At 62.9% G+C, this 23642-nt stretch carries 19 protein-coding genes; 14 read left to right on the plus strand and 5 right to left on the minus strand.

The features are described 5' to 3' along the window. The first annotated feature begins 35 nt into the window (after positions 1-35). Positions 36-2027 (plus strand): membrane protein insertase YidC, encoded by a 1992-nt coding sequence (yidC, locus tag GT613_RS05880; protein ID WP_035577319.1) that lies wholly within the window; start codon positions 36-38, stop codon positions 2025-2027. After that, entirely contained in the window at positions 2017-4095 is a 2079-nt protein-coding gene (locus tag GT613_RS05885; RefSeq protein WP_009608894.1) for a sulfatase-like hydrolase/transferase, read from the plus strand. Before yidC ends, GT613_RS05885 begins: the two co-directional genes overlap by 11 nt. 120 nt (positions 4096-4215) lie before the next feature. Here the strand turns inward: GT613_RS05885 and GT613_RS05890 are convergent, their stop codons facing one another. Beyond that, the gene (locus GT613_RS05890) at positions 4216-6057 is read right to left on the minus strand and encodes an amidohydrolase (RefSeq protein WP_009608809.1); all 1842 of its coding nucleotides are present in this window, start codon (positions 6055-6057) and stop codon (positions 4216-4218) included. Positions 6058-6313: 256 nt separating this feature from the next. On the opposite strand from GT613_RS05890, the gene GT613_RS05895 reads away from it, so the two are divergent. The 12 genes from GT613_RS05895 to GT613_RS05950 all read left to right on the plus strand — a co-directional run bounded on the left by GT613_RS05895 (position 6314) and on the right by GT613_RS05950 (position 20826). After that, the gene (locus GT613_RS05895) at positions 6314-7228 is read left to right on the plus strand and encodes a LuxR C-terminal-related transcriptional regulator (RefSeq protein ID WP_009608815.1); all 915 of its coding nucleotides are present in this window, start codon (positions 6314-6316) and stop codon (positions 7226-7228) included. 150 nt (positions 7229-7378) lie between these two features. Beyond that, positions 7379-7942 carry a crossover junction endodeoxyribonuclease RuvC gene (ruvC, locus tag GT613_RS05900; RefSeq protein ID WP_009608872.1) on the plus strand — a complete coding sequence of 188 codons (564 nt, stop codon included), beginning with the start codon at positions 7379-7381 and terminating at the stop codon, positions 7940-7942. After that, the gene (gene ruvA, locus GT613_RS05905) at positions 7939-8556 is read left to right on the plus strand and encodes a Holliday junction branch migration protein RuvA (protein WP_009608888.1); all 618 of its coding nucleotides are present in this window, start codon (positions 7939-7941) and stop codon (positions 8554-8556) included. The genes ruvC and ruvA overlap by 4 nt, the downstream gene beginning before the upstream one ends. Before the next feature lie 171 nt (positions 8557-8727). Beyond that, positions 8728-9819, plus strand: a complete 1092-nt coding sequence (gene ruvB / locus GT613_RS05910) for a Holliday junction branch migration DNA helicase RuvB (RefSeq protein ID WP_009608877.1) — start codon at positions 8728-8730, stop codon at positions 9817-9819. A gap of 43 nt (positions 9820-9862) precedes the next feature. Next, positions 9863-10363 (plus strand): hypothetical protein, encoded by a 501-nt coding sequence (locus GT613_RS05915; RefSeq protein WP_009608806.1) that lies wholly within the window; start codon positions 9863-9865, stop codon positions 10361-10363. Between the two features lie 173 nt (positions 10364-10536). Further along, complete coding sequence (locus GT613_RS05920; RefSeq protein ID WP_009304886.1) at positions 10537-10740, plus strand: cold-shock protein; 204 nt, start codon at positions 10537-10539, stop codon at positions 10738-10740. A gap of 940 nt (positions 10741-11680) precedes the next feature. Next, on the plus strand, positions 11681-12253 hold the full coding sequence (locus GT613_RS05925; protein WP_114549841.1) for a signal peptidase I: 573 nt from the start codon (positions 11681-11683) through the stop codon (positions 12251-12253). 66 nt (positions 12254-12319) lie between these two features. Then, complete coding sequence (locus tag GT613_RS05930) at positions 12320-13015, plus strand: SipW-dependent-type signal peptide-containing protein (protein WP_009608853.1); 696 nt, start codon at positions 12320-12322, stop codon at positions 13013-13015. Between the two features lie 119 nt (positions 13016-13134). Further along, positions 13135-13836: a hypothetical protein gene (locus tag GT613_RS05935; RefSeq protein WP_009608818.1), complete on the plus strand. Its 702-nt coding sequence runs from the start codon at positions 13135-13137 to the stop codon at positions 13834-13836. Next, the gene (locus tag GT613_RS05940) at positions 13833-19337 is read left to right on the plus strand and encodes an InlB B-repeat-containing protein (protein WP_161172557.1); all 5505 of its coding nucleotides are present in this window, start codon (positions 13833-13835) and stop codon (positions 19335-19337) included. The genes GT613_RS05935 and GT613_RS05940 overlap by 4 nt, the downstream gene beginning before the upstream one ends. Continuing rightward, positions 19337-20065, plus strand: coding sequence for a hypothetical protein (locus GT613_RS05945; RefSeq protein WP_035577314.1), 729 nt, complete (start codon positions 19337-19339; stop codon positions 20063-20065). Before GT613_RS05940 ends, GT613_RS05945 begins: the two co-directional genes overlap by 1 nt. Then, positions 20062-20826, plus strand: a complete 765-nt coding sequence (locus tag GT613_RS05950) for a hypothetical protein (protein ID WP_009608884.1) — start codon at positions 20062-20064, stop codon at positions 20824-20826. Before GT613_RS05945 ends, GT613_RS05950 begins: the two co-directional genes overlap by 4 nt. A 72-nt stretch (positions 20827-20898) precedes the next feature. Here GT613_RS05950 and queA read toward each other — a convergent pair whose 3' ends face one another. The 4 genes from queA to GT613_RS05970 all read right to left on the minus strand — a co-directional run bounded on the left by queA (position 20899) and on the right by GT613_RS05970 (position 23592). Then, positions 20899-21984, minus strand: coding sequence for a tRNA preQ1(34) S-adenosylmethionine ribosyltransferase-isomerase QueA (queA, locus tag GT613_RS05955; protein ID WP_161172558.1), 1086 nt, complete (start codon positions 21982-21984; stop codon positions 20899-20901). Positions 21985-22060: 76 nt separating this feature from the next. Further along, positions 22061-22474, minus strand: coding sequence for a type II toxin-antitoxin system VapC family toxin (locus GT613_RS05960; RefSeq protein WP_035577334.1), 414 nt, complete (start codon positions 22472-22474; stop codon positions 22061-22063). A gap of 9 nt (positions 22475-22483) precedes the next feature. Next, complete coding sequence (locus GT613_RS05965) at positions 22484-22717, minus strand: hypothetical protein (RefSeq protein WP_009608846.1); 234 nt, start codon at positions 22715-22717, stop codon at positions 22484-22486. 137 nt (positions 22718-22854) lie between these two features. After that, the gene (locus GT613_RS05970; RefSeq protein WP_009608902.1) at positions 22855-23592 is read right to left on the minus strand and encodes an epoxyqueuosine reductase QueH; all 738 of its coding nucleotides are present in this window, start codon (positions 23590-23592) and stop codon (positions 22855-22857) included. Positions 23593-23642: the final 50 nt, after the last annotated feature.

Below are 23642 nucleotides of genomic sequence, written 5' to 3' on the forward strand. Positions count from 1 at the left end.
CGCTTTTCGCGCGAAGGGGATTCAGGATTACGGATATGCTAGAAGCACTCGCTCGTCTTTTCTCGTACATCGTTCAGCCTTGCTACGATCTGACAGGAAGCTGGTGGATGGCTATTTTGCTGTTCACCGTGATCATCAAGATCGTTCTCATGCCGCTGTCGCTTTGGTGCCAGTGGAACAGCATCGTCATGGTCAAGATCATGCCGGAGCTCAACCGCATCAAAGTGAAGTACTTCGGCGACGCCGAAGCCATCGGCGAGAAGCAGACCTTGCTGAACAAGAAGCACCACTATCATCCTCTGCTGTCGCTCATTCCGTTGGCGGCGCAGATTCTCGTGCTGTTCGGGCTGGTGGAAGTGATTCACGGCATCACCGACCACGGCGCTCCGGGAACCGAGTTCTTGGGCATGGTGCCGATTGAAGACGGAGGGCTTTCTTGGATCATGCCGCTTCTGGCCGGTTTGTCCGCGGTGGTGATGGGCTTCGCGCAGAACAGGATCAACCCGCTGCAGCGCGAGCAGTCGAAGATGGAGAAGAACACCACCAACGGGCTGTCCATCGTGTTGTCCCTCGTCCTGGGCGTGTACGTGGCCGCCGGCATGGCCTTCTACTGGATATGCTCGAACCTGATGGCCATCGTGGTGCAGGCCCTGTGCAACCTGATCATGCGGCCAGCGAAGTATATCGACTATGCCGAACTCGCTGCAAGTCGTGTGGAGCTGGACGAGCTCAACGCTTTCACGGCGCGTAAAACGCCTTGGTACAAGCGCGATCCGCTGGCGAAGCGCGAGAAGGAGGACTACAAGCGCTTCATGAGCGTGGTCGGCAAGCATATCGTGTTCTACTCCGAGCGCAGCGGCTTCTACAAGTACTTCCAGGGCGCCGTCGAATGGCTGCTGGCGAACTCCGATGCGTGCGTTCACTACGTTACCAGCGATCCCAACGACCAGGTGTTCAAGCTGCATGAGGCAAATCCCCGCCTCATGCCGTACTACATCGGCGACAAGCGCCTGATCACGCTCATGATGAAGCTCGATTGCGACGTTGCCGTGATGACGCTGGACGATCTGGAGAATTTCTACATCAAGCGTTCGTATATTCGCAAAGACATCGAGTACGTGTACGCGTTCCATCATATGACGTCCACGCACTTGGTGTGCACGAAGGAGGCTTTCGACCACTACGACACCGTTCTGTGCGTGGGCCCGCATCAGAAGGCGGAGCTCGAACGCGCCGGGGAGATGCGGGATATCCCTCGTCGCAATCTCGTGGAATGCGGCTACGACCTGCTCGATCGGCAGATCGCGGCCTACGAGTCGCGCAAGGCCGCGAAAGCTGCCGAGGGCGCCGGGTCGCGTCGTCCCGTCGTGCTCGTCGCTCCGTCGTGGCAGGAGGACTGCCTGCTCGACCTGTGCGCCGACGAGGTGCTCGAGCCCTTGCTGGGACGCGGGTTCAGCGTGATCGTGCGTCCGCATCCCGAGTACACCAAGCGCTATCACGCCCGGTGGGAGTCGCTGCAGCAGCGCTACGCGTCGTGGTCGCGCGACGACATCTACTTCGAGCAGGACTTCAGCACGTCCGATTCGGTCTACGATGCCGACGTGCTGGTCACCGACTGGTCCTCCATCGCCTGCGAGTTCTCCTTCACCACGATGAAGCCGTGCGTGTTCGTGGACACGCCCATGAAGGTGACCAACCCCGATTGGGAAGAGCTGGGCATCGAGCCCGCCGATCTGGCCATCCGCAATCAAATCGGCGCGTCGCTGGCCATGGAGGAGCTGCCGCGGTTGGGCGATGTCGTGGAGGACATGGTTGCCCGCCCCGAAGCCTGGCGGAACCGTATCGAGGAGGTGCGTTCGCGCATGATCTACCATAAGGGTCGCGGGGGCGAGATCGCCGGCGCATATCTGCTTGACCGCATGCTGGCGAAGCAGGGCGACCGGGCCGTCGAGGCGTCCGGAGCATCCCGGCTGGATAGGGCTGGCGTAGCCGGCTGGATCGACGAGGAGGTGCGTCATGCGGGATAGCAGCCTGCCGCGCTTCGCTGCGCGCATCGGCCTTGCGGCGTCCGACGTCGCGTTCCCCCTTGTCATCGCTCTGGTTTTGACGCTGGGTTTCGCCTCGCCGGCCTACGCCTACGTCGACCCTTCGGTCATGACCTACACCATACAGGCGCTGGCGGGCGTCGCGGTGGCGCTTTCGGCTGTGCTCGGCGTCGTTTGGCGCCGCATGCGCAGACATCTTCTGCATATTCTGCGCATCGACGAGAACGAGGGAAAACAGGTTGAAGGCGCGGTGCACGCGCTCGATCCGCTTGCGTCCGATTACCGAGACCGCCTCGATAGGGCGGAATCGGAAGCGCGCAGAATGAAGGCCGAGCAATCGTCGAGCAAGCCTGAGACGCTGTGCTGGCGTGCGCGCTTCCTGTTCTCGCTGGCGGCTTCGCTGATGCTGGTCTACACGTTCGCGGTGGTGGCTCCGCTGGAAATCGTCGCCAGCAGCGTGAACAGCCTGCTCTTCACGGTGACGGACGTCTGGGTTCCCTTCGCCGTCTTCGGGCTCGCGGGCACTGTCGTGCTGGCCTTGGCGTTGTCGCTGTTGCGGGGAAGGGCGTTCAACGTGTGCTTCGCGGTCGTGGCGGCCGTGGGCGTAGCCGGCTTCGTGCAGGCCCTGTTCCTGAACGGATCTCTTCCCGCAGCCGACGGCACGCAGGTGGTTTGGGACGACTACACCACGGCCACCGTGGTGAGCGCCGCCGTGTGGATCGTCCTCATCGGGTCGGCGGTGTTCCTGTCGCTGAGGAAGTCGCTGGCGTTCAAGGGCGCGGCCGCCGCGCTGTGCCTGGTGGGCGTCGTCGCGCAATCGGTGAGCCTGGGAGTCCTGCTCACCGCGCCGGCGCCCGACGGCTTGCCCCCTGTCGCCGCGAGGCATTCCGTCACTACCGACGGAGTCTCGGAGGTTTCGTCGAACGGCAACATCATCATGTTCGTGCTGGATACGTACGACACGCTGTATTTGGAGGAGGGTCTGGAGGAGGGGCCCGGCTGCCTCGACGAGTTCACCGGGTTCACCTGGTTCGACAACTCCACCGGCTCGATGATCCCCACGCGCTACGCCATGGCCTCGATGCTGACGGGGCAGTCCCTCGACGAAGGCGATGAGGGCTTCTCCACGTCGTTGATCATCGACTGGTACGAGCAGCACGGCCTGATCGACGACATCAACGCGCAGGGGTACGAGACGCGCCTGTACGCCACCGACATCAACGATGCCATCGGCTCCCTGTCCGAGCGGGTGGAGAACATCAAGCTTCGCGAGAACCAGCTGGACTACCCGTCGGCGGTTGCGATGCTGGTGAAGTGTTCGCTGTACCGCGGTCTGCCCTGGGCGCTGAAGCCGCCGTTCTGGTTCTACACCGACGAGGTGAACAGCGCTGCGTTGGGCAGCGGTGCCGAGAGCGCCGTGAACGCGCTGTGGACCATGAACGACGCGCGATACTACGCAACCCTCAAAGAGCAGGGGCTGAGCGCTGCCGACCTGGGCGAGAAGGGGAGCTTCCGCGTCATTCACCTGGCGGGCCCCCATCCGCCGTACACGCTGAACCGCAACGCCGAGACGGTGGAGGACGGAACCGGCGCCATCGAGCAAGGCCTCGGATCTCTCCACATCGTGAGCGCGTACCTGGAGGAGCTCAAGCGGTTGGGCTTGTACGACGAGGCCACCATCGTGGTGACCGCCGACCATGGCGAGTGGTACATCGCCGAAGACATAGTGCGTGCGACCAGCCCTATCATGCTGGTGAAGCCCTCGACGCAGCCGGGCGGCTCGGACGAGCCCGTGAAGCGCTCTTCGGTGCCGACGGGACACGTCGATCTCGCGGCGACGCTGCTCGAGGCCGCCGGGGGCGATGCCTCCGCGTACGGCGGGATGAGCGTGTTCGACGTGCCCGACGCCCCGCGCCCCCGCTACTACAACGCCTCGTCGGTGGTGGGTCCCGAGCACGTGTACACGTCTATCATCCAGTGGGAGATCGACGGCGATGCGATGAACTGGGACGATTGGCGCGAAACGGGAGTGAGATGGCCCATCGGCTGATCGGCGACGATGGCTGCGAGGTGCAGGGATGATTGTCGCTTTCGCAGATCTTTCGAGCTGGTGAACGCGAAGCCGCCGCAAGCACGAAGCTTGCGGCGGCTTTCTCATGCGGGAGACTGGTTACCCCTCGTACACGATATCGCCGTTCGAGACGGTGCAGACCACCTTCGCCTCCGAGATCTGCTTGGGGTCGACGTCGAGGATGTTGCGATCGATCACGACGAGGTCTGCCTTCTTGCCTGTTTCGATTGTGCCCACGATGTCGTCCATGAAGTTCTCGTACGCCACGTTCTTCGTGTACATCTCGAGCATCTGGTAGGCGGTCAGTCCTTGCTCCTTCCACCGGTAGTGGTCTTCGTCCTCTTCGACGGGGAAGGGGCTGTTGCGCGTGATGCCCACTTCGATTTCAAGCAGGGGATCGTAGGCGGTCACGGCTCCGTCGCTGCCGCCGCTGATGAGGCAGCCTGCTTCCAGCATGTCCTTAGCCGGGTACATGGCGAACGCGCGCTCCTTGCCGATAAATGCGGCTTCCAGTTGACACAGAGGGTCGTTGTACATCCACAGGAACTGCAGGTTGCTGATCGCTTTGAGATCCGCGCAGCGTTTGATGTCCTCGGGAGTGATGGCGCATACGTGCACCATCGTGTGACGCGCGTCACGCTTGCCGTTCGCCGCTTCGGCGCGCTCGTAGGCGTCGAGCGAGGCGCGCACGGCTCCGTCGCCGATGGCGTGAATATGCGCCTGGTACCCGTTCTTGTCGAGATCGGCTACCACCTGGTCGAGCTCTTCTGTGGACCAGTCGCTTGTGGCGGTCCAGCCTTCTCCCTTGCCGGCTGCGGGCAGGTACGGCTCCAGCATAACGGCCGTTGCGCCTTCGGTCACGCCGTCGTAGACGATCTTCACCGTGCCGGTTTGGAACATGTCGGAATCGTAGGCGGCTACGGCATCGAGCTTCTTCTTGATGCCTTCGTAGCCCATGCCCGGCTGTCCCCACACGAGGAAGCGCTGGCGCAGATGCAGATCGCCCCGTGCGTCCATGTTGTGGAGCGCCTCGGCGTGGATGAGCTCGATGCCCGACAGGTTGATGTTCGTGAGGCCGGTGATGCCCAGCGAATGACAGTACTCCTGGAACGCTTCGTAGGCTTTCGCCATGTTCTCGGTCGAGTAGGGAACTTCGATCTTGGACGTGACAAGGCCTTTCGCTGCGTCGGTCAGCAGACCGCTTGGCTGGCCAGCGGCGTTGTGCACGATGGAGCCTCCGTCGGGGTCGGGCGTGTCGGCCGTGATTCCGGCGATTTCCAGCGCCTTGCTGTTCACCCAATAGGAATGGTGCGATACGTCGCGGATCATGATGGGCTTGTCGGAGCAGATGGCGTCGAGGTCCTCTTTCTGCGGGCCCGGGTTCGATCCGTCGGGTTGCAGATAGGCGTTCTGCATGAACGGTCCGCCGTAGTACACTTCGTCGTCGGGATGCGCTTCCACGAACTCGCGGATGATGCGCAGATACTCCTCGTTGTCCATGGTGCCTTCGGGGATGGCGATTTGGAACAGTTCTTCGTAATAAGGCTGTGGGCCGTGCAGGTGGCCGTCCATGAAGCCCGGGCACAAGAACTTGCCGCCGAGGTCGATGACCTTGGTCGCGTCGCCTACGAACGCCTCGATGCCGGCATCGTCTCCTACGTACACGATGTCGCCGCCGCGCACGGCGACGGCCTGCGCTACGTCTCCTTCGTTTACGAGCGTCTGCACGTGGCCGTTCTTGAATACGAGGTCGGCCGCCTTGCCGGTTGCCTGCGCTTCGGCTTCGATGCTCGTGTCCGCCGCCCCTTCTTCTGCGGGCGCGCTGCATCCGAACGGTCCTCCCAGCAGCATCCCTGCTGCAAGCACCGATGCTCCCGCTACGAACGAACGGCGCGTGAGCGCGCTTTGCCGTCCCAGTCCCTGGTTCGTGCTATGCGTCATGACGATCCCTTCCTTCCCTTGTTCGACGATACGCTTGCCGGATCCCTTGTGCCGACGGCACCTTGCCCGACGTTATGGCCGAAGGGGGCCTGCGACAATCAACGCGAAGATGGATGCCTGCTCGAAAGAGGGTTTATTTTTCTCTACCTTGTAGCAAACATGCTGGTGGAGGGCGAGGGTGCTTGTTTTGCGGAAGGGCGCGCTCCCGAGCGGGAATTCGCGCGTGCTATAATCCGCCGCAGGGGAAAGGGGTGCGATGGTTTACTTGCTGTTCTTCTACGATATGGGTATGACCATGGCGAACGCGGCGCTCTGTATCGTGTTCGCTGCGTTGTTCGTGCGGAACAGAAGCCCTCTCCATCTTTGGCTCGCTATCTTGTTCGGATTGTGCACGGCTGACATCGTGCTCATGTACCTGTTCGATTTCGTGCCCGATTTCCAGCTGCTGTTCAGCGCTTTTCCCGGATCGTCGCCGTTTTTGTACGGTTACCTGCATCTCGGTATTCTGCTGACGTTCAGGTTCATTGCGGGCTTTATCTTCGACCAGCCGCCGGCGGCGCGGGAAAGTGCGTTGTGGATTTTATGTTGCACGTATCTCGCGGTTGCCGGGTCGTTGTCGGAAGCCGTGGTAGAGGAATTCGCCGAGAACTTGTGCATCGGCGTGCTGCAGCTTTATATCATGGGCATCGGTATTCGAGGGTTGCGCAAGGGCGATGTAGGGGGTCGCGTGCTGGACTCGAAGGCCGTCGTTGCGCTCGTGGCGTCGTTCGCGTTTTGCTCGGTTGGTTATTTGGCGTGGTCGATAGGCTCGTTCGCGGCTGGATGGGAGAGCCCGCGCAACGTGTTCGTCGAATTGTCTGGTGGAATTAATTTCGTGTTCGCCTGTCTTTACCTGGTTGCGTACGCCCGCAAACTCCGCGAGGCATCGGTTCCAGCCGTGGTGCCTTTTGTTGCCAAGCGCTACGATCTCACCAAGCGCGAGGAGGAGATGCTTGAAATGCTGGTGGAGGGGTTGAGCAACCAGCAGATCAGCTCGCAGGCGTACATCTCGGTCGGAACGGTGAAAACGCACGCGCACAACATCTACGCGAAATTGGGCATTAAGGGGCGTGCGGATCTGCCCGCGTTTCTCGAATGCGAGCTCGCCGCCTCCCTTGATCATCGGAGTTGATCGCGCCGCGCCGCTTCCGTCGTCGGCCTCTGACGAGGGTGTGAAAAAAGCGCGTCTTCCGCGGGTTGTTCCCGAGCTTTGTGCTAGGATGGTAACGAACAAACGTTTGCAACTGAGGCAAACCCTCGGCATGACGACGAAAAGGAACCGATGACGCGCATCGAACGAACCATCTTGGGGATCGATCCCGGCCTGGCCAACACCGGCTGGGGCATCGTGGAGCAGCGCGGGCCGCGCCTGGCGTGCACGGCGTACGGGTGCGTGTCCACGCCGAAGGAGCTGCCGCTGGCTCAGCGTCTGCGGAAGATCCACGAGCAGATGGCTGCGGTCATCGCGCGGTTCCGGCCGACGTGCGCGGGAATCGAGACCGTGTGGTTCGGCGTGAACGTGCAAAGCGCGTTCGCCACGGGGCAGGCGCGGGGCGCTGCGCTCGTGGCATGCGCCGAATGCGACCTCGAGGTGCTGGAATTCTCGCCCAGCCAGATCAAGCTGGCGGTGGTGGGAACCGGCTCGGCCGAGAAGGACCAGGTGCAGTACATGGTGCGCCAGCTGCTTGCCCTCGAGGACGTCCCGCGACCCGACCATGCCGCCGACGCGTTGGCCGCCGCCATCTGCTATACCACTCATGAGGGTTTCGCGCGCCGCACGGGCGCGGCATGCATGGCGTACGACGCGCCCGTTTGCAACGTACCCGTCGGAAAGGACAGGCTATGATCGCGTTTCTCAAGGGGACGCTGGCGGGGAAGACCGCCACGACCGCCTACATCGAAGTGAACGGCGTGGGCTATGCCGTGGGCATGTCCCAGGCCAGCCTGTCGAAGCTGCCCGAAGCGGGGGCACCGGTTGAGGTGCACACGTTCTTGCAGGTGCGCGACGATGCGCTGGCGCTGTACGGATTTCTCGCGCTGGAGGAGAAGGCTCTGTTCGAGCGGCTCATCGGCGTGGGCGGCGTGGGGCCGAAGGTGGCGCTTGCCGCGCTGTCGGCGTTCTCGCCCGCGGGTCTTGTGGCCGCCGTGCAGGCGCAGGACGTGGCGGCGGTGCAGCGCATTCCCGGCGTGGGGAAGAAGACGGCCTCGCGCATCATCCTGGAGCTGAAGGGCTCGTTCGACGAGGGGCTGGCAAGCCTGTTCGACGGGGCGGCGCCCGCAGCGGCGTCGGCTGCGAATCTTGCCGGCACGCGCGAGGCGCTGCTGTCGATGGGCTTCACGTCCGAAGAGGCCGACGTCGCCCTCAAGGGCGCCCCCGAAGGCGCGTCCGAGGGCGTGCTGCTACAATATGCGCTGAAGCGATTAGGTTCCGCCGGTCTGCCGACCGGCGGAACGGCTTGACGCTGCGGCTTTCCGCAGCACCCGATCTTGGCGCTCCAAGCCCTCCTCGCGTACGAAGTACGCTTCGTCGGGCTTTCACGTCAATCTCGGGCACCGCGAAAAGCCTCGCTGACATTGTCGGACCGGCGAGGGGGACAATGTTAGACTGGCGAGAAAGATGAAAAGGCGGCTATGGCTGACAACGGCATTCAAATAGAAGGGCTCGTGTTCGAGGCGGGCGCCGGAGCGGGGCGGGATGGCGGCTCGTCGCCCGTCGACGCACGCTCGCGCGCGGTGGCGCCGACGCTCACCGAGGACGATCTCGCGCTCGATCGCAGTCTGCGCCCTAAGCGCCTGGGCGACTACCTGGGGCAGACGAAGATCAAGGAGTCGCTCGCCATCCTCATCGAGGCGGCTCAGGCGCGCGGCGACGTGGTGGATCATATCTTGTTCTCAGGACCTCCGGGCCTCGGCAAGACCACGCTTGCGACGGTCGTCGCCAACGAGCTGGGCGCGAACATCAAGACGACGAGCGGCCCCGCCATCGAGCGCACGGGCGATCTGGCGGCCATCCTCACGAACCTCGAGGAGGGCGATGTCCTGTTCATCGACGAGATCCATCGCCTGAACCGCATGGTCGAAGAGGTGCTGTACCCTGCGCTCGAGGACTTCGCCCTCGACATCGTGGTGGGGAAGGGCCCGGCGGCACGCTCCATTCGCCTCGACCTGCCGCGCTTCACCCTGGTCGGCGCCACCACGCGAACGGGCCTGCTCACCGGTCCTTTGCGCGACCGCTTCGGCATCGTGTTCCGCCTGCAGTACTACTCGCCCGAGGAGCTGGCCTCCATCGTGCGCCGTTCCGCCTCCATCCTGGACGTCGCAATCGAGGAGGACGGGGCGCTGGAGATCGCGCGCCGTAGCCGCGGCACCCCGCGTCTGGCGAACCGCCTGCTCAAGCGCGTGCGCGATTGGGCGCAGGTGCGCGGGGACGGCATCATCGACGAGGACGTGGCCGCCCAAGCGCTCAGCTTCTTCGAAGTCGACGCGTTGGGCTTGGACATGATGGACAACCGCATCCTCGAGCTTCTGGCCGTGCAGTTCGGCGGCCGCCCCGTGGGGCTGACCACGCTGGCGTCCGCCCTGTCGGAGGACACCGACACGCTGGAAGACGTCTACGAGCCTTACCTCATGCAGCAGGGCCTGCTGGTGCGCACGCCGAAGGGCCGCATCTGCACCGAGCGGGCCTACGACCATCTGGGGATTCCGGTTCCGCCGTTCTCGTGATCACGACCGTCCGGGGCGTCCCGGGCTTACGAAGGGAGCTTCCATGCTCGAACAGGATTACCTGATGCGCATCCTCCTGCAATTCGCGGAGGCCATCCGCCGCAGCTGGGCGCGATCGGTGGAGGATCGCGATCCGCGCGATGCCGCCAACATGCTGGAGCGCGCCATAGGCGACGCCACCGACATCGACGGCGCCACGCTGCTGTCGCTGTCGCCCGAGTCGATAGCCAGCGTCATGCAGGTGTCGGGCGTCGACCCGCGCGTGTCCGAGTACATCGCCCGGAGCCTGCTTCTGGCCTCGGGTTATCTGGCAGAGGCGGGCGAGGGCGATCTGTCCGCCCTGCGCGCCGAGCAGGCTCGCGCCTTGGCCGAGGCGTACGATCTCGATCTGCCCGACACGCCCGAAGAGCTAGCCACCCTTTTGGATGAGGCCGATGCCGCGCTGGCGAAAGACGCCGAGTCCACCATGGACGTGCTAGGCTACGGCACCGAGCCCGTCATCCCGGCGAACACGATCGAGGCGCCCCTCGATTCCGACCGGTAGGAGCCCGCTCGATCAACGGATCGGTAAAATACGGGCGAAAAAGAGAATCCCGAGCTTTTTTGTTGCCGCATAGCGTATAGTAAGCATGTGCCCTCGAGGTGAGGGCGAGTGTTGCGGCCATGCAGCACACAGTGTTACCTCCTCGGGGACGAGGAGAGGAAAGAGGATTTAAAATGGCGGAAGGTACTGTTAAGTGGTTCAACCCGGAAAAGGGCTACGGCTTCATCTCTCAGAAGGATGGCGAAGACCTCTTCGTGCATTTCTCTGAGATCAAGATGGACGGCTTCAAGACGCTTGACGAAGGTGCTGCGGTGCAGTTCGACGTCACGACCGGTCAGAACGGCAAGCTTCAGGCAAGCAACGTGACGAAGGCATAAGCAGACTAACATATAGAATGCTGAAATGACCCCGCAAAGTGCGGGGTCATTTTTTTAATGCGTATCGGTTCGGCAGTGTCTCTTTGCGGGGCTTGGGTCGCGGGCCGATGAGCCGAAAACCCTCTTTTAGGCGTAAAAATGCGTAAACTCCGTCCCGAGGGTTGCCAGCCTTGCGGCGTTCGCGACGCTGTTGATTTTGCGATGCCTCAGTGCTGCGATGATAATGCGGTTCTCTTTGGTGAGATGTTCGACGTTCGGATGGTGTGCCATGCGGTGTAGCAGTTAAAAGCAGCGCGCTACGCCGGCCGACTCCGTCTTCTAAGACGAAGGAGGCGAGGCCGGCTTACTGCTATCGACGCGAACCCGGACGTGTCGAAAGTATACTGATTATGGTGCGAACTCGGTTGGGGCCTTTGATCCTCGGGCTCTCACGCCGGCACGCTGCCCGATTCACTCTTATCCAGGCTGACTGACTTTTGGGTATTGGATTTTGCGTCTTCGTTGCGTCGCAAGTTGTTTGGCATGCTGTGGGCGGGGGGCGGAGGGTCTGAATGTTTCACGTGAAAACATTCGTACGTGTCGAATCGAAGTCATGATGGGGCTGATCCGTTCCCGTTGAGTAGGCGGGAGCAGCAAAGGAGTCGAGCGCTTTACGAGACGGGCTTGCGGGTTCGTGTGAAACCCCAGAGACCATAGAGTTTCTTGCTATTTGATAGTTAATATGTATCATTTAAGAAATAATTACCAAAAAGGTATTAACAAAACGCGTGCATGGTGCTTAAATAAAAGAAAAGAGGGTATCGGGAAAACGGTCGACGGTCGGAAATAGCGAGGGAGTGCGCTTTTCACGCATCGTTCGGTCGACAATCGACAAGCAACACATATGCACAGCACGCTCACACGCCATATAGGGCGCTGCGTCTGCATAACGGGGGAGCACATGACTACGATTTCGCATCGCAAACTTTGTCGCGGGGGGGGGCTCACTAGTCTGCTAATTGCAGCAGCGGCGGTGCTTCTGGTTGCGTTTGCGGGCGTGCGCCTCGTAGGACTGACCCCGTACGCCGTTCTCTCGGGCAGCATGGAGCCCGAATATCCCGTTGGCTCGCTGGTGTACGTCAAAGCGGTCGATCCGCTTGACGTCGAAGTGGGCGACGCCATCACGTTCAGCCTGCCCTCGGGCACGCTGGTGACCCATCAGGTGTATCAGATCGATGCCGAATCCCGTGCGTTCCGCACGCAGGGCATCGCCAACATCGCCAGCGACGGGTCCATTTCCCCCGACGCCGCGCCGGTGCCGTACGAGAACCTCGTGGGCAAACCCGTGGCGTGCATCCCGTATCTGGGCTACATCAACAAATTCCTCACTTCTCCGCTGGGTCTTGTGATTGCAGGGACGGCTATCGCCGTTTTCATCATAGCATCGATTGCTGCCGGGAAGCTTGCCGCCCTCGATAGCGGCCAAGCGGCATCGCACCGAGGGGGTGGTGGCAAGCACAGCCGATGCGCCTGAGCATTGAGCGACAGCGTGCGCCCCTGCAAGCGGACGCAAGAAACGAACGAGAGAGAGGAGCGCTTCATGGAAGCGGAAGTAAAACGTAGAAAGCGCCGTGTGGTGTTGGTTGCCCTGGCGGCCTGTTTGGTGGTGGCCGGCATCGGCGGAACCCTAGCCTGGTTCAGCGCGCAAAGCAGTCTGACGAACACGTTCAAGGTGGGCAACATCACCGATCCGACGACGAAGCCGGATAAGCCCTCTGAAAACCTTCCCAGTGACACAACGAAGGTGAGCGGGAATATCTATGAGCCCAGCTGGGTTGACCAGTCTGCGATCGCTCCGGGTGCGAGCGTGGCTAAGGATCCGTACGTGGGCATCGGCAAGGACAGCGAGTCTGCCTATGTGTACGTGTACGTGAAGAACAATCTGCCGGAAGGTGCATACTTCACGATCGAGCAGGGTTGGGAAGCGGTTGAAGCAACTTTGGTTTCGGGATCGCAAGACCAGTACACGGGCGGTCTGTTCGCCTATGCCTCCAACTACCAGAATGGAGCTGGTCTCACCGAGCTTAAACCGACTGGTACCCCTGCTGCCGATGCTTGGACGAAAAACCCCCTGTTCAAAAGCATTATGACGAGCGATACGTTTGTGGCGAACGACACCAACAAAACGGTTGAGGTGTATGCATATGTTGCAGCCAAATCGAACAACAGCGAGTCTACGACCGATCTCGACGCTGCTGCCGATGCTTGGGCGGCTGAGATCAAAATGAAGCAGTAGCTTCCAGCGTCGCAACTTGCGCATGCTCAGCCTTTGAGCTGCCCTTTGCCCATCCCGGCGCTCCCTCGGGCGCCGGGATGGGCGCATCCGCACCCGTTTACCCAAGGACCTGGATCCCTATGACTGAACACGCACATCACAACATCGCCAGCGCCGCATCGCCCGACGATGCCGCGCGCGAGGCTGCGCCGCCCGACGAGCTCCGCTCGAGCTCGACCGGCCAGCCCTCTGCACCGGAGGCCCGTGCGAAGGCCTCCCGCGCGCAGCGCTTCGCCGCGGTCGCTGCGGCGCTGACGCTGTTGTTCGCTGCCGCGGTTTTGGCGACCCAGGCGTTCAACGTCGAGCTGTTCGACGCGCATCACCCCTTCTCGTTCGGCGCGCCCGACATCGAGGTGGTCGAAACCATGTTGGACGCCTCGGGAAACGAGGTTCCGGCGCTTGTGGACGACCGTATCAACCCCGGCTCCGGCGCCGTGAGCCGCATCGTGCGTGTGCAGAACCTCGGCACGCATCCGATGTTCGTGCGCGTGATGCTGAGCGTGGAAGGCGTGCGGCCCAACGGCGACGCGCTGTCGCTCGACCACGCCGTGACGTACGACTTCGGCGACGCGTCCGCGTGGCAGCGGGGGCAGGACGGCCGGTACTACCTGGCCGTCGCGCTGGAACCCGACCAAACCACGCCCGTGCTGATCGACTCGTTCGAGGTGGAGGCGGGCGCGCTGGCCGGCATCGATCAGCTGAAGCTGGTGATCAAGGCCGACGGCGTGCAAAGCGAGCACAACGCAACCAGTTCCCTGACTGCTGAAGGATGGCCGGCATGATGAATACTCGGGTTTCGATATGGCGGAATGCGCTGCGCATGCTGCTGGCGCTTGCTTTGGCCGCGACGGCGGTGCCCTTCGTCGCACCCGACAAGGCGCATGCCGAACAGGCCGCCGATGGGGCGTATCATATTTCCACCGCAGCCGATTTGCTGTACACGGTCAGCTTGACGCGTGCGGCCATCGGTCAGAGTGTCGATATCGTTCTGGACAACGATCTGACTTTGACCGAAGCCGACCTTACGGTTGCGAAGCAGTACGGCGGCTTGATCTTCGGCACCATCGACTTGCCGTTCAAGGGCACGTTCGACGGTCAGGGTCACACCATCAAGGGCTTGAAGTACGACCGCGAATTGTTCACCCCGAAGGCGAACACCGGCCTGTTCGCCAGCACCGACGGCGCCATCATCAAGAACCTCACGTTGGAGGACGCCTATATCGGCGCAGACTTCCGCGGCGGCGTGTTGGTGGGCCGCGCGGACAACACGCGCATCGAGAACGTCACCCTCATCAACTGCACATCCAGCATCACGCCCGCCAACAACGCCGTCAGCCTGATCACCAACGCCGGCGTGCTGGGCGGCATCCTCGCCGGCGAGACGAACGGAGGCGTCATCTACAACTGCGAGGTGCGCGGCGGCAGGTGCGTGTCGAACTCGACGTCCGCCGTCGCCGCGCTGGGCGGCGAAGGGCTGTACATGGGCGCGTTGGTAGGTGCAGCAAGCGGAACCGTCATCGAGTATTCGCGTGTGACGCCGATTCGCGAGGTTGCGGCCGATGGCACCGTGACCTACCAGCATGCAAGCGTCAAGAACAGCTACGACAAGGCGGTGGGCGCCCTGGGCGGCTTCACCGTGTACGCGGGCGGCGTGACGGGGCAGCTTTCGAACGGCGCCCAGATGATCGACTGCTTCTCTACGGCGGACTGCTACGCCTACTGCGGCACGTACGTGAGCGTCGGCGCGGGCGCCACGGTGAGCGTCGGCGGCCTGACGGCGTCGGCGTACGACAACAACTGCAGCATCGAGCGCTCCCATTACGCCGGCAACCTGAGCTCGAAGCAGTACAACGCGCTGATCGTCATTCCCATCATCGAGTACAACGTGTATTTGGCCGGCCTCGCAAGGCGGGCCGATGGCCTGTCGGTAAGCGAGTCGTACTTCAAGCCTTCTGCAAGCGCAGAGGAGGGTACGAACAAGAAGATCCCCGCGTTGAATGACGCCGCGACGGGGCCGTCGTTCGGGCCGTTGGACGATAACGTGTACGTCGACCGCGACTTCTGGGAGGGGTGCGGCTACGACTTCGCAGGCGGCATCGAGCGCAGCAGCGTGTATTCTGCCAGTCATATCAACAAGTGGGTCATGGACTACGACCTGGGCATTCCCGTGCATGGGTCGTCCATCAAGGCGACGTTCGACTTCCCGGGCGCGGCCAGCGTGAGCATCGGGACGACCGGGCTTTCGCCGACGCAGGCGCAGACGACCGACAACGCTTGGAAGTTCGCCGTGCAGGGCGTTCTTGCCGCGGACAATGCGGTGGAGCTGAGCGCGACGACGACCGATGCACCTATGGCGAACGGGACGAATGGCTACCGCTTCGTGGGATGGTGTCGCGAGCCCAGCGTCACGGTGAACGAGGTGGCCGAAGACCCCGCGTACTTCGAGCCGATGGTGACGGGCGATTGGGTGTCGGACAGTCCGGTGTACGAGGCTTCGAACGCCGATCCTGCTAACAGGCAATTCGAGGACAACGACCTGTTCATCGCGCATTACCAAGCGCAGGTGCTGTTCCACGACGTGGACGGCAACGTGATCAACAAAGGTACCGGCGCGGCGGATCCGAATACCGATGACGACTGGTACGACTACTTCGACCCGCTGCCGTCGCCGAGTCCGGCGAAGCCCTCCGAAAGCTCGACCTTCGTCGGCTGGACGACGACAAAGAACTCGGCAGGCGGCGGTGGCTACAATGGCATAACATCCACAGAGCTCGTTGCGATCGTCAACAACGGGGCGTTGTACAAAGCGAGTGATCCGGTAACTAAGCCTATGGATCTGTATCCCATCTACATAGATTATTCGGTGAACATCCTCACCGAAATCGAGGGTTATAGCGCCGATGCAGATAAGACGGTGCGCAGCAGCGTGGGCTCGACGCATGTGGAGAAGGTGACGAACACTGACGGAATCACGTCGTATCGTGTGTTTGTGAAAGATGCCACCGGCAATGATCTGAGTGTCGACGGGGCGCTTCCCGACGGCTATCGGTTCCTGGGGTGGTACAAGAACGTGGACGGCGTTGAGGTGCGCGTGAGCTCCGACCCCAGCTACACCATCCCCGCCGACACCGACCTCACCCAACAGCAAACCTACATAGCCCGCTTCGAGTACCGGGTTGATTACTACGTTGCATCAGATGCGCAAGATGCTAACGAATTCAAGAATCCCACGCTTCATGCTGAGAGATGGCAGCGGTACGAAAGCGCTTTCGTGGAATTGCCTCCACCCGCTTATTACAATGAAATGTTCGAGTACTGGGCATCGTACGACCCCGGTGCCAACCCAGCAATAGGAGCTAAATTTACCGGCGTGATATGTAATCCTGAAAAGGTTGCTTCGAAGATGACGTTCGGCGGTGTATCGACTGACTATGCAATTGGGGTTGGTATCGACTTTCCTGGGGCAGGCTCCGTTGAGCTGCGTGGGGAGCCCTCGTTGACAGGGACCACGAGTGGAAGTGTCGAAGTCGAAACGAAGCCCGATTTAAGTGGGGACTACGTGTTTAGATTCTGGACAGGAGAGGGGACGAAGCTTAATCTCCAGTGGAGCGACTGGAAAGAGACGAATCGAGAAAAGACGTTTCATCCAAAGGGATCCGCTTATTCCGGTTCTCGCGCCTATTACTTTCAGGCTCACTACGCTGCAAACGTGAAGTTCGAGGGCGTGCTGAGGACCGATGGGGGTGAGTGGGCTGTTGAGCGCCGTTACGAAGAGCGGGTTCTGCTAAATCAAGACACCTCTAATGCGTACGGCTATCCGAAAGCGGGTTCGTCAACTGGGGTGTCGTTCACCTCTGCCGCTTCTCCCACGGATGCTGACATGCAGCGTGACGGGTATCGGTTCTTGGGATGGATTGACAAGTCTGCCATTGCTGCGGGCGAGATGACCCCGCAGGAATGGGGCTACGTTTTCGACGTGGCGGGCGACCAGTACTGCACCTCGCAGGCTTCCAGGGCGGTTCCCTATCTGCTGGCTGCCGATGCGGTTTGCACGCGGCCTATGGATCTGTATCCGGTGTACGTGAAGTACGACGTGACCGTCACTACGAACATCGCGCAGGCGGGCGTGCCCTCCGGCGCTGGCGTGAACATCCCGGCCGCGCCGACAGTAGCCGATGGGGGTGCGACGCCCAGCTTCAATCTGCCGTACAACACGTATACGCGCGATTCTGCCGATCCGGGCACTATCACCTTTGGACAGAACAACGCAAACGTGACTGTGAAGGACGACCAGACAATCGACCTCTCCCTGACGGCCGAAAACAACGCAACTCCTGTGGTAACGGACGGACAGGCGACGTATCTGCTGAAGTCGTGGACGATCGAGAAGACGTTCCAGGGGCAGACGCATACCGAGACGGTTCCCGTCAGCGATCCTGCCGTCGCTGGCGAAAACCCTCTGAGCTACACCATCGAGTCGGGCTCCTCGTACAAGTTCATAGCGAACTACGAGCCGCTGGTGGTGGTGTACCACGTGAACGACGGAGCTACCGAAACCGTGGTGCGCAACAACGGCCAGCAGCTGGGGAAGGGTCCCGATCCGACGTTCGACATCGCCGCCATTGATTTGACGAATGGTGGGATCCATGTGTTCGTGGGCTGGACGGCGACGCGTCCGGCGGCGGGGCAGTACGCAATCTGGAGCGAGGGCACCGCGATGGTGTCTTCGAGCACGATCGTGCATCGGTCGATGGAGCTGTGGCCGGTGTATCGCGCGGCTACGGTGAGCGTGAACTCGAACATCGACAAGGAGATTGAGGCCGCGGGCAAAAAACCCGAGAGCTACCGTTCGCTGAGCCGTTTGGACTCGATTGCTTCGGTCACCCTCGTTGCGGAGGCGAAGGACTTCCCCGGCTATCAGTTCGACCACTGGGCGACGGAGTACGACAGCACGACCGGCCAGGGTACGCCTGTGACTGACAACAACAACTTCGTGCTGAGGGGCAACAGGCCGTTCGAGAAGGACACGACGTACACGGCGGTGTACGTGAAGGTGCATGAGGTTCGCTACCACGACGCGCAGGGCAACGTGATATACACCGCCAACGTGAAGGGCAACGAGCGCACGTTCGTGCATGACGTCCTCGTTGGGACGGAGACGGCTCCCGATTCCGGCGGGGGAACGACTGCCGGCTCCGGAGGGACGACTCCGACGCAGCAGGTGCCGATCGACGTGGAGGCGTATCACAATATCGCCGTGGCCCTTGATGCTGCTGCGAACGCGGACGGGCGCGAGGCGTTCAGCAACTGGCGGTGGGACAACAACGGCACCATGGTTCCCTGGGAGCAATTCTTTGACAAGCCGATCACGACGGACATGGACTTGTACCCCGAGACTTGGCAGGTGAAGGCCACCGATGCGCAAGATGTCGCCATGACCGACCAGCTGACTTGGGCGATAGACGTGAGCGCTTTGGAAACTTCGAGCGCGCCTGCGGCGGAGGGGTCGGCCGCGACGCCGAACGCCGAGAAGCAGACCTATCCCATCCAAGCGTACTTCGGGCAGGGCAACTACTACGACCAGAAGCACCTGACGGTTCACGTGGAGAAGCGCTCCTACAAGCCTTCGAGCGAGCCGACATATCAACCGGGCAACCCGCTTCCGGCCGACCGCGATGCGTCTGCGGCGTTGGGCAAGCAGGTCGCTCTGTACGACGACAGAGCCACGGGCAACGTGTTGGCATCGCATGTCGACGCGGACGGCGGCTTCCGGGACTACCAGGAAGTGAGCACCAAGGGCACTTCGGTGTGCACGGTGGACGGCACTTCGTACACCACCCAAAACGACGGCGATGCCTTGTTCGTGTTCGGCGACATCAAGCCGCTCACCATCGTGAAGAAGACCACGGCCAAGGAGGCGGCGGGGGAGACGTTCCTGTTCACGGTGACCAACCTCAAGGACGGGTCCCTGCAGACCCGCTCGGTTTCGGTCAAGTGCCCCGACAAGCCGGACAAGGACGGGATCTACGCGGCCAGCGTGCGGTTGCAGTTGGGCCAGGGCGAATACTTCGTGAGGGAGGACAAGTCCTGGGCGTGGCGCTATGGGCAATCGTACCAGGTGAACGGCGTGACCGTCCCTTCCGGTGCCGACGGCGCGCGCGTGGTGGTCTCGCGTTCTCAGGACGGCTCGACCGTGGTGTGCGAGAACAAGCTGGAAAACGACGCGTGGCTGGATGACTCGGCTCGTGCGATCAACGAATTCGGACAGGGGGCGATCTTGTAATGGGCAGGGGAATGCATGCGAAGCCGGCTGATCGTCGGGCTGCGGCGTTCGATCTGCCGCACAAGCGCCCGGGACGCAAGCGCGCGGCGGTGGTTGCCGCGTGCCTTGCGGCCATGCTGTGCTGCGGGGGCGCGCTGGCGTGGTTCCATGCGGAGTCGGGCCTTTTCAACATGTTCAAGGCGGCGAATGTCACGCCGGGCGTGAACGAAACGTTCGACTCGCCGCACACGGTGAAGGAGAACGTGTACGCGACCAACAAGGGGAACGTGAAGGCGTACCTGCGAGCCTCGGTGTCGGTTCGCTGGGAGACCGGGAGCCAGGCTGGCGGTTCCGCCGTCGTGCTGGGCGACGTTCCGGAGCTTGGTAAGGACTACGCGATGCAGCGGGGCGCCGTCGCTTCGCCTGATGCAACCGCTCAACCTGCGGATTCCTGGATTCAGGGGACAGACGGCCTGTACTACTGGCCGAAGCCCCTTGCTCCCGAAAGCGATGCTACCGGAGGGGTTGCTCCTGAGCGAACGGCGAATTTGATCGCCAAGTGCGAAGCTTTTCCCAACACCTCGCATACGGATGGCCGCCATCTGGTCGTCGAGATCGACGTGCAGGCCGTGCAGGCCGATCCTGTTGACGCGGTTTCGGAAGCGTGGGGACCCGACCGTGGCGGCGCGGTTACGGGCGTTGCGACCGATGGCACGCTGACGGTTTCGAGCAAGGGAGGTGCTGCATGATGACGTGCAGACGTTCGAGGTGCGGCGTTCTGGCGTTCGCTGCAGCCGCGCTTGCGGTTGCAGCCGCGCTCGCCATGCCGATGTTCGCTCGGTCGGCTGCGGCCTATGCCGCGCCCGCGGGGCCGCCCACCGTGGTGTACGACAGCGCCGCACGCGAGTTCTTTGTGCGCAACGCCGATGGAGGCAGCCTGTTCGACACGCTGGAGAACCTGGTGCCGGGCGATTCGTCGTCGCACACCGTGGCGGTGCGGGTGGAGAACGCGCGCACGCCTGTTGCGCTGTACCTGCGCCCCTCGTGCGACCGTGCTGTCGCCGACGTGATAGGGCCGGTGCGCGTGGTCATGAGCGCGGACGGCCGGACGCTCTACGACGGCGAGATAGGGGAGCTGCTTCGCGAAGGGGCGCTTCCCGTCAAGATGGCCGAGCTTTCGGGCGGCCGGTCGGCGGACTTCACGCTGGACGTGCTGGTGCCCGTGACCTTGGGCAACGAGGCGGCGGGTTTGGAGAACCATGTACACTGGACGCTCATCGCCCAGGACGAGGGCGGCTCTGCGGGCGCGGGCGGTTCCGAGGGCTCGGAGGGCGAGGGCGGCTCCGGTGGTTCGAGTGGCACGTGCGGCGCGGGAACCGTGGAGGCCGACGTTTCGACGCTCACCAAAACCGGCGACTCCCCCTACGCTCTTGCGGCGTTGGCGGCGGCCGTCGGCGCGGCCGCCGTGCTGGCAGCGGTGTTCGTCCGCTCTCGCCGCGGTTCCCGGTAGCGCCGCGCCTTCGCTTTCCCGAGCGCCCTTCTTCTGCGGCTTCGGCTTGCCGCCTTCCGCCTGGCGGCGCGTCTAGCAGATGAACATGGCGTCGCCGAACGAAAGCAGGCGGTAGCGCTCTTCGATGGCGTGCTCGTAAGCGGCCATGATGTGCTCGCGCGAGGAGAACGCGGACACCAGCATCATGAGCGTGGAGCGCGGCACGTGGAAGTTCGTGACCAGGGCGTCCACCACGTGGAACTGCGAGCCGGGCAGCAGGTACAGCGACGTCGTCTCGCGATCGCGCGCGGTGACGGCGCCCGTCTCGGGGTTCCAGGCGCTTTCCAGGCTGCGCACGCTGGTGGTGCCCACGGCCACCACGCGCCCGCTGCGCTCGCGCGTCTCGGCGATGGCGTCGACGGTGCGCTGCGGCACGGTGTAGTACTCGGTGTGGATGACGTGCTTCTGGGGGGCGTCCTCATCCACGATGCGGAAGGTGTCCAAGCCCACTTCCAGCTCCACGGTTTCCCAGCGTACGCCCTGGTCGCGCAGGCGCTCGATGAGGGCGGGCGTGAAGTGCAGGCCGGCCGTGGGCGCGGCGGCCGAGCTTTCGCGGCGTGAGTACACGGTCTGGTACAGCTCCTCGTCGCCGGCGTAGTTCTTGATGTAGGGCGGAAGCGGCGTGTGGCCCACCGCGTGCAGCGCTTCGTCGAGGGAGGGCAGCGTCGTGGTCAGGCGCGCGAGGCGCTCGCCCTTCTGCGCGCCGTCGGCCCAGTCGACGATTTCCGCGGACAGCGCCACGTCGCCCTGCGCGTCGGCGAAGTCCACCACGGCGCCCGTGCCCGGCTTCAGGCGCTTGCCCGGGCGCACCAGCACCTCCCACAGCGCGCTTCGGTTCGTGCGCGGCTCGCGGTCGTGCACCTCGCGCAGCAGAAACACCTCGGCCGCACCTCCCGTGCCGCGCTTGGCGCCCAGCAGGCGGGCGGGCATGACGCGCGTCTCGTTGGCCACGAGCAGGTCGTTCGGACGCAGGTAGTCGACGATGTCGCGGAAGATGCGGTCTTCCAGCTTGCCGGTGCTGCGGTCCATGACCAGCAGGCGGCAGCCGTCGCGATCGGCGGCGGGCTCCTGCGCGATCAGCTCGGGGGGCAGTTCGTAATCGAAATCAGAGGTCTTCATGCGTGCGTCCTTCGTGCGTTGCGGTATAGGCGGTGCGAACCACTTATTATAGACCTTGATACAAGCCGACGGACGCTTATCCGTCCCACTCCATCTCGTACCAGCATTCCAAGGACAGCCCCGGCACGCGCTTGAATTCGTCCACGTTGTTGGTGACCAGCACGGCGTTGTTCGCCAGCGCCGTGGCGGCGATGAGCAGGTCGTTCGGCCCGATCTTCTTACCCGTCATCTCGAGTTCGCCGCGTATGCGCGCATAGGCATGCGCGCATTTCGAATCGAACGGCACCACTTCGAACGGCAGCGTGAATTCGTCGACGAGCCACCGGGCTTTTTCCGGCTGCTTGCTTTTTTCGATGCCGAGCCTCAGTTCGCCTTCCACGATGGCGGGAATCTTGAAGAGCTTCGGGCTGCTGTTGCGCATCATGTCGTAGGCGTAGGGAAGTTCTCCGCGCATGAAGTCGATGCAGATATTGGAGTCGAGAAGATACACGGCGTTCACCTACAGCGTTTTTCGAGGCGCGTCGAATTCCCAGGGAATCTCCGGCGGTTCGACGAACGTGTCGTCATCGCAGGCGCCGTACAGGTCGAAGAACCCATGCGGCCACAGGCCGTTCGTATCGCGGTCGCGCAGCACGCCCGCCACGAACTTCGAGAGCGTCTTCCCCTCGCGTGCGGCATCCCGGCGCAAGCCTTCCATCGTGGGCTCGTCCATGTACAGGGAAAGTTGAGGCATGGCGCGCTCCCTTCTTGACGTGCGCGGCAAATATACTTGTAAGTATACTTGCTAGATGCGCTGCACGCAAGGCGCTACGGGCGCGTGTTGTGACGCTGAGCCGACCTTGCGGCGCCATCTGCGCCGGCGTGCGAAGCCTACTTCCCGTCGCGCTCTTGCTCGCGCAGCGCCTTCAGCACGGCGCGCTTGCGGGCCTGCCTGGCGTCGTAGGCGGCGCGCTCGGCCTTCTTCGCGGCGCGTGCGGCTTCGGCGGCGGCGCGCTCCTCGGCATGCGCCGCCCGCTCGGCTTCGCGCTGGGCGGCCCGCTGTGCCTTGCGTTCGGAGCGCTCGGCGGCGGCTTCGTCATCCGAGAAGCGGCAGCCGCAGTAGTTCTGCCGGTACATGCCCATCTCGCGGCTGCGATGCGTGGCTTCGTCGTAGAAGGGGCGGTAGTCTTCGAACAGCGGCTGCACGCCCGCGGCCGAGGCGGCGCGTTCCAGCTCCTCGCGGATGACGTCGGTATATTGGTAGGGGCTCACCGACAGCGTGGTGCCCAGCGCGTCGAACCCCTGCTCGGCTGCCAGCGCGGCGGCCTCTTCGAAGCGCAGGCGGTAGCACGCCCGGCAGCGCGCCTTGCGGCGGGCGGGATCGCCCTCGGCGGCGCCCACGCGTCCGGCGCAGGTTTCCCAGGCGGCGGGGTCGTAGGCACCTTCCAGCACGTCCAGCTGCTCGCCGGCGGCCCAGGCGCGCAGTGTGGACAGGCGGTGCGCGTACTCGTCGGCGGGCGCGATGTTCGAGTTCATATAGGCTATGGTCAGGTCGTGCCCGGCGGCGCGCAGCAGGCGCACCGGTTCCAACGAGCACGGTCCGCAGCAGGCATGAAGCAGTATTTTCATCGGGTTTGCACGCTCCTTCGCAACGTGACGTATACTACCATGCCTGAGCA

This window comes from Eggerthella sp. BIOML-A4, assembly GCF_009875575.1.
In the GTDB taxonomy this organism is placed as follows: Bacteria; Actinomycetota; Coriobacteriia; order Coriobacteriales; family Eggerthellaceae; genus Eggerthella; species Eggerthella lenta.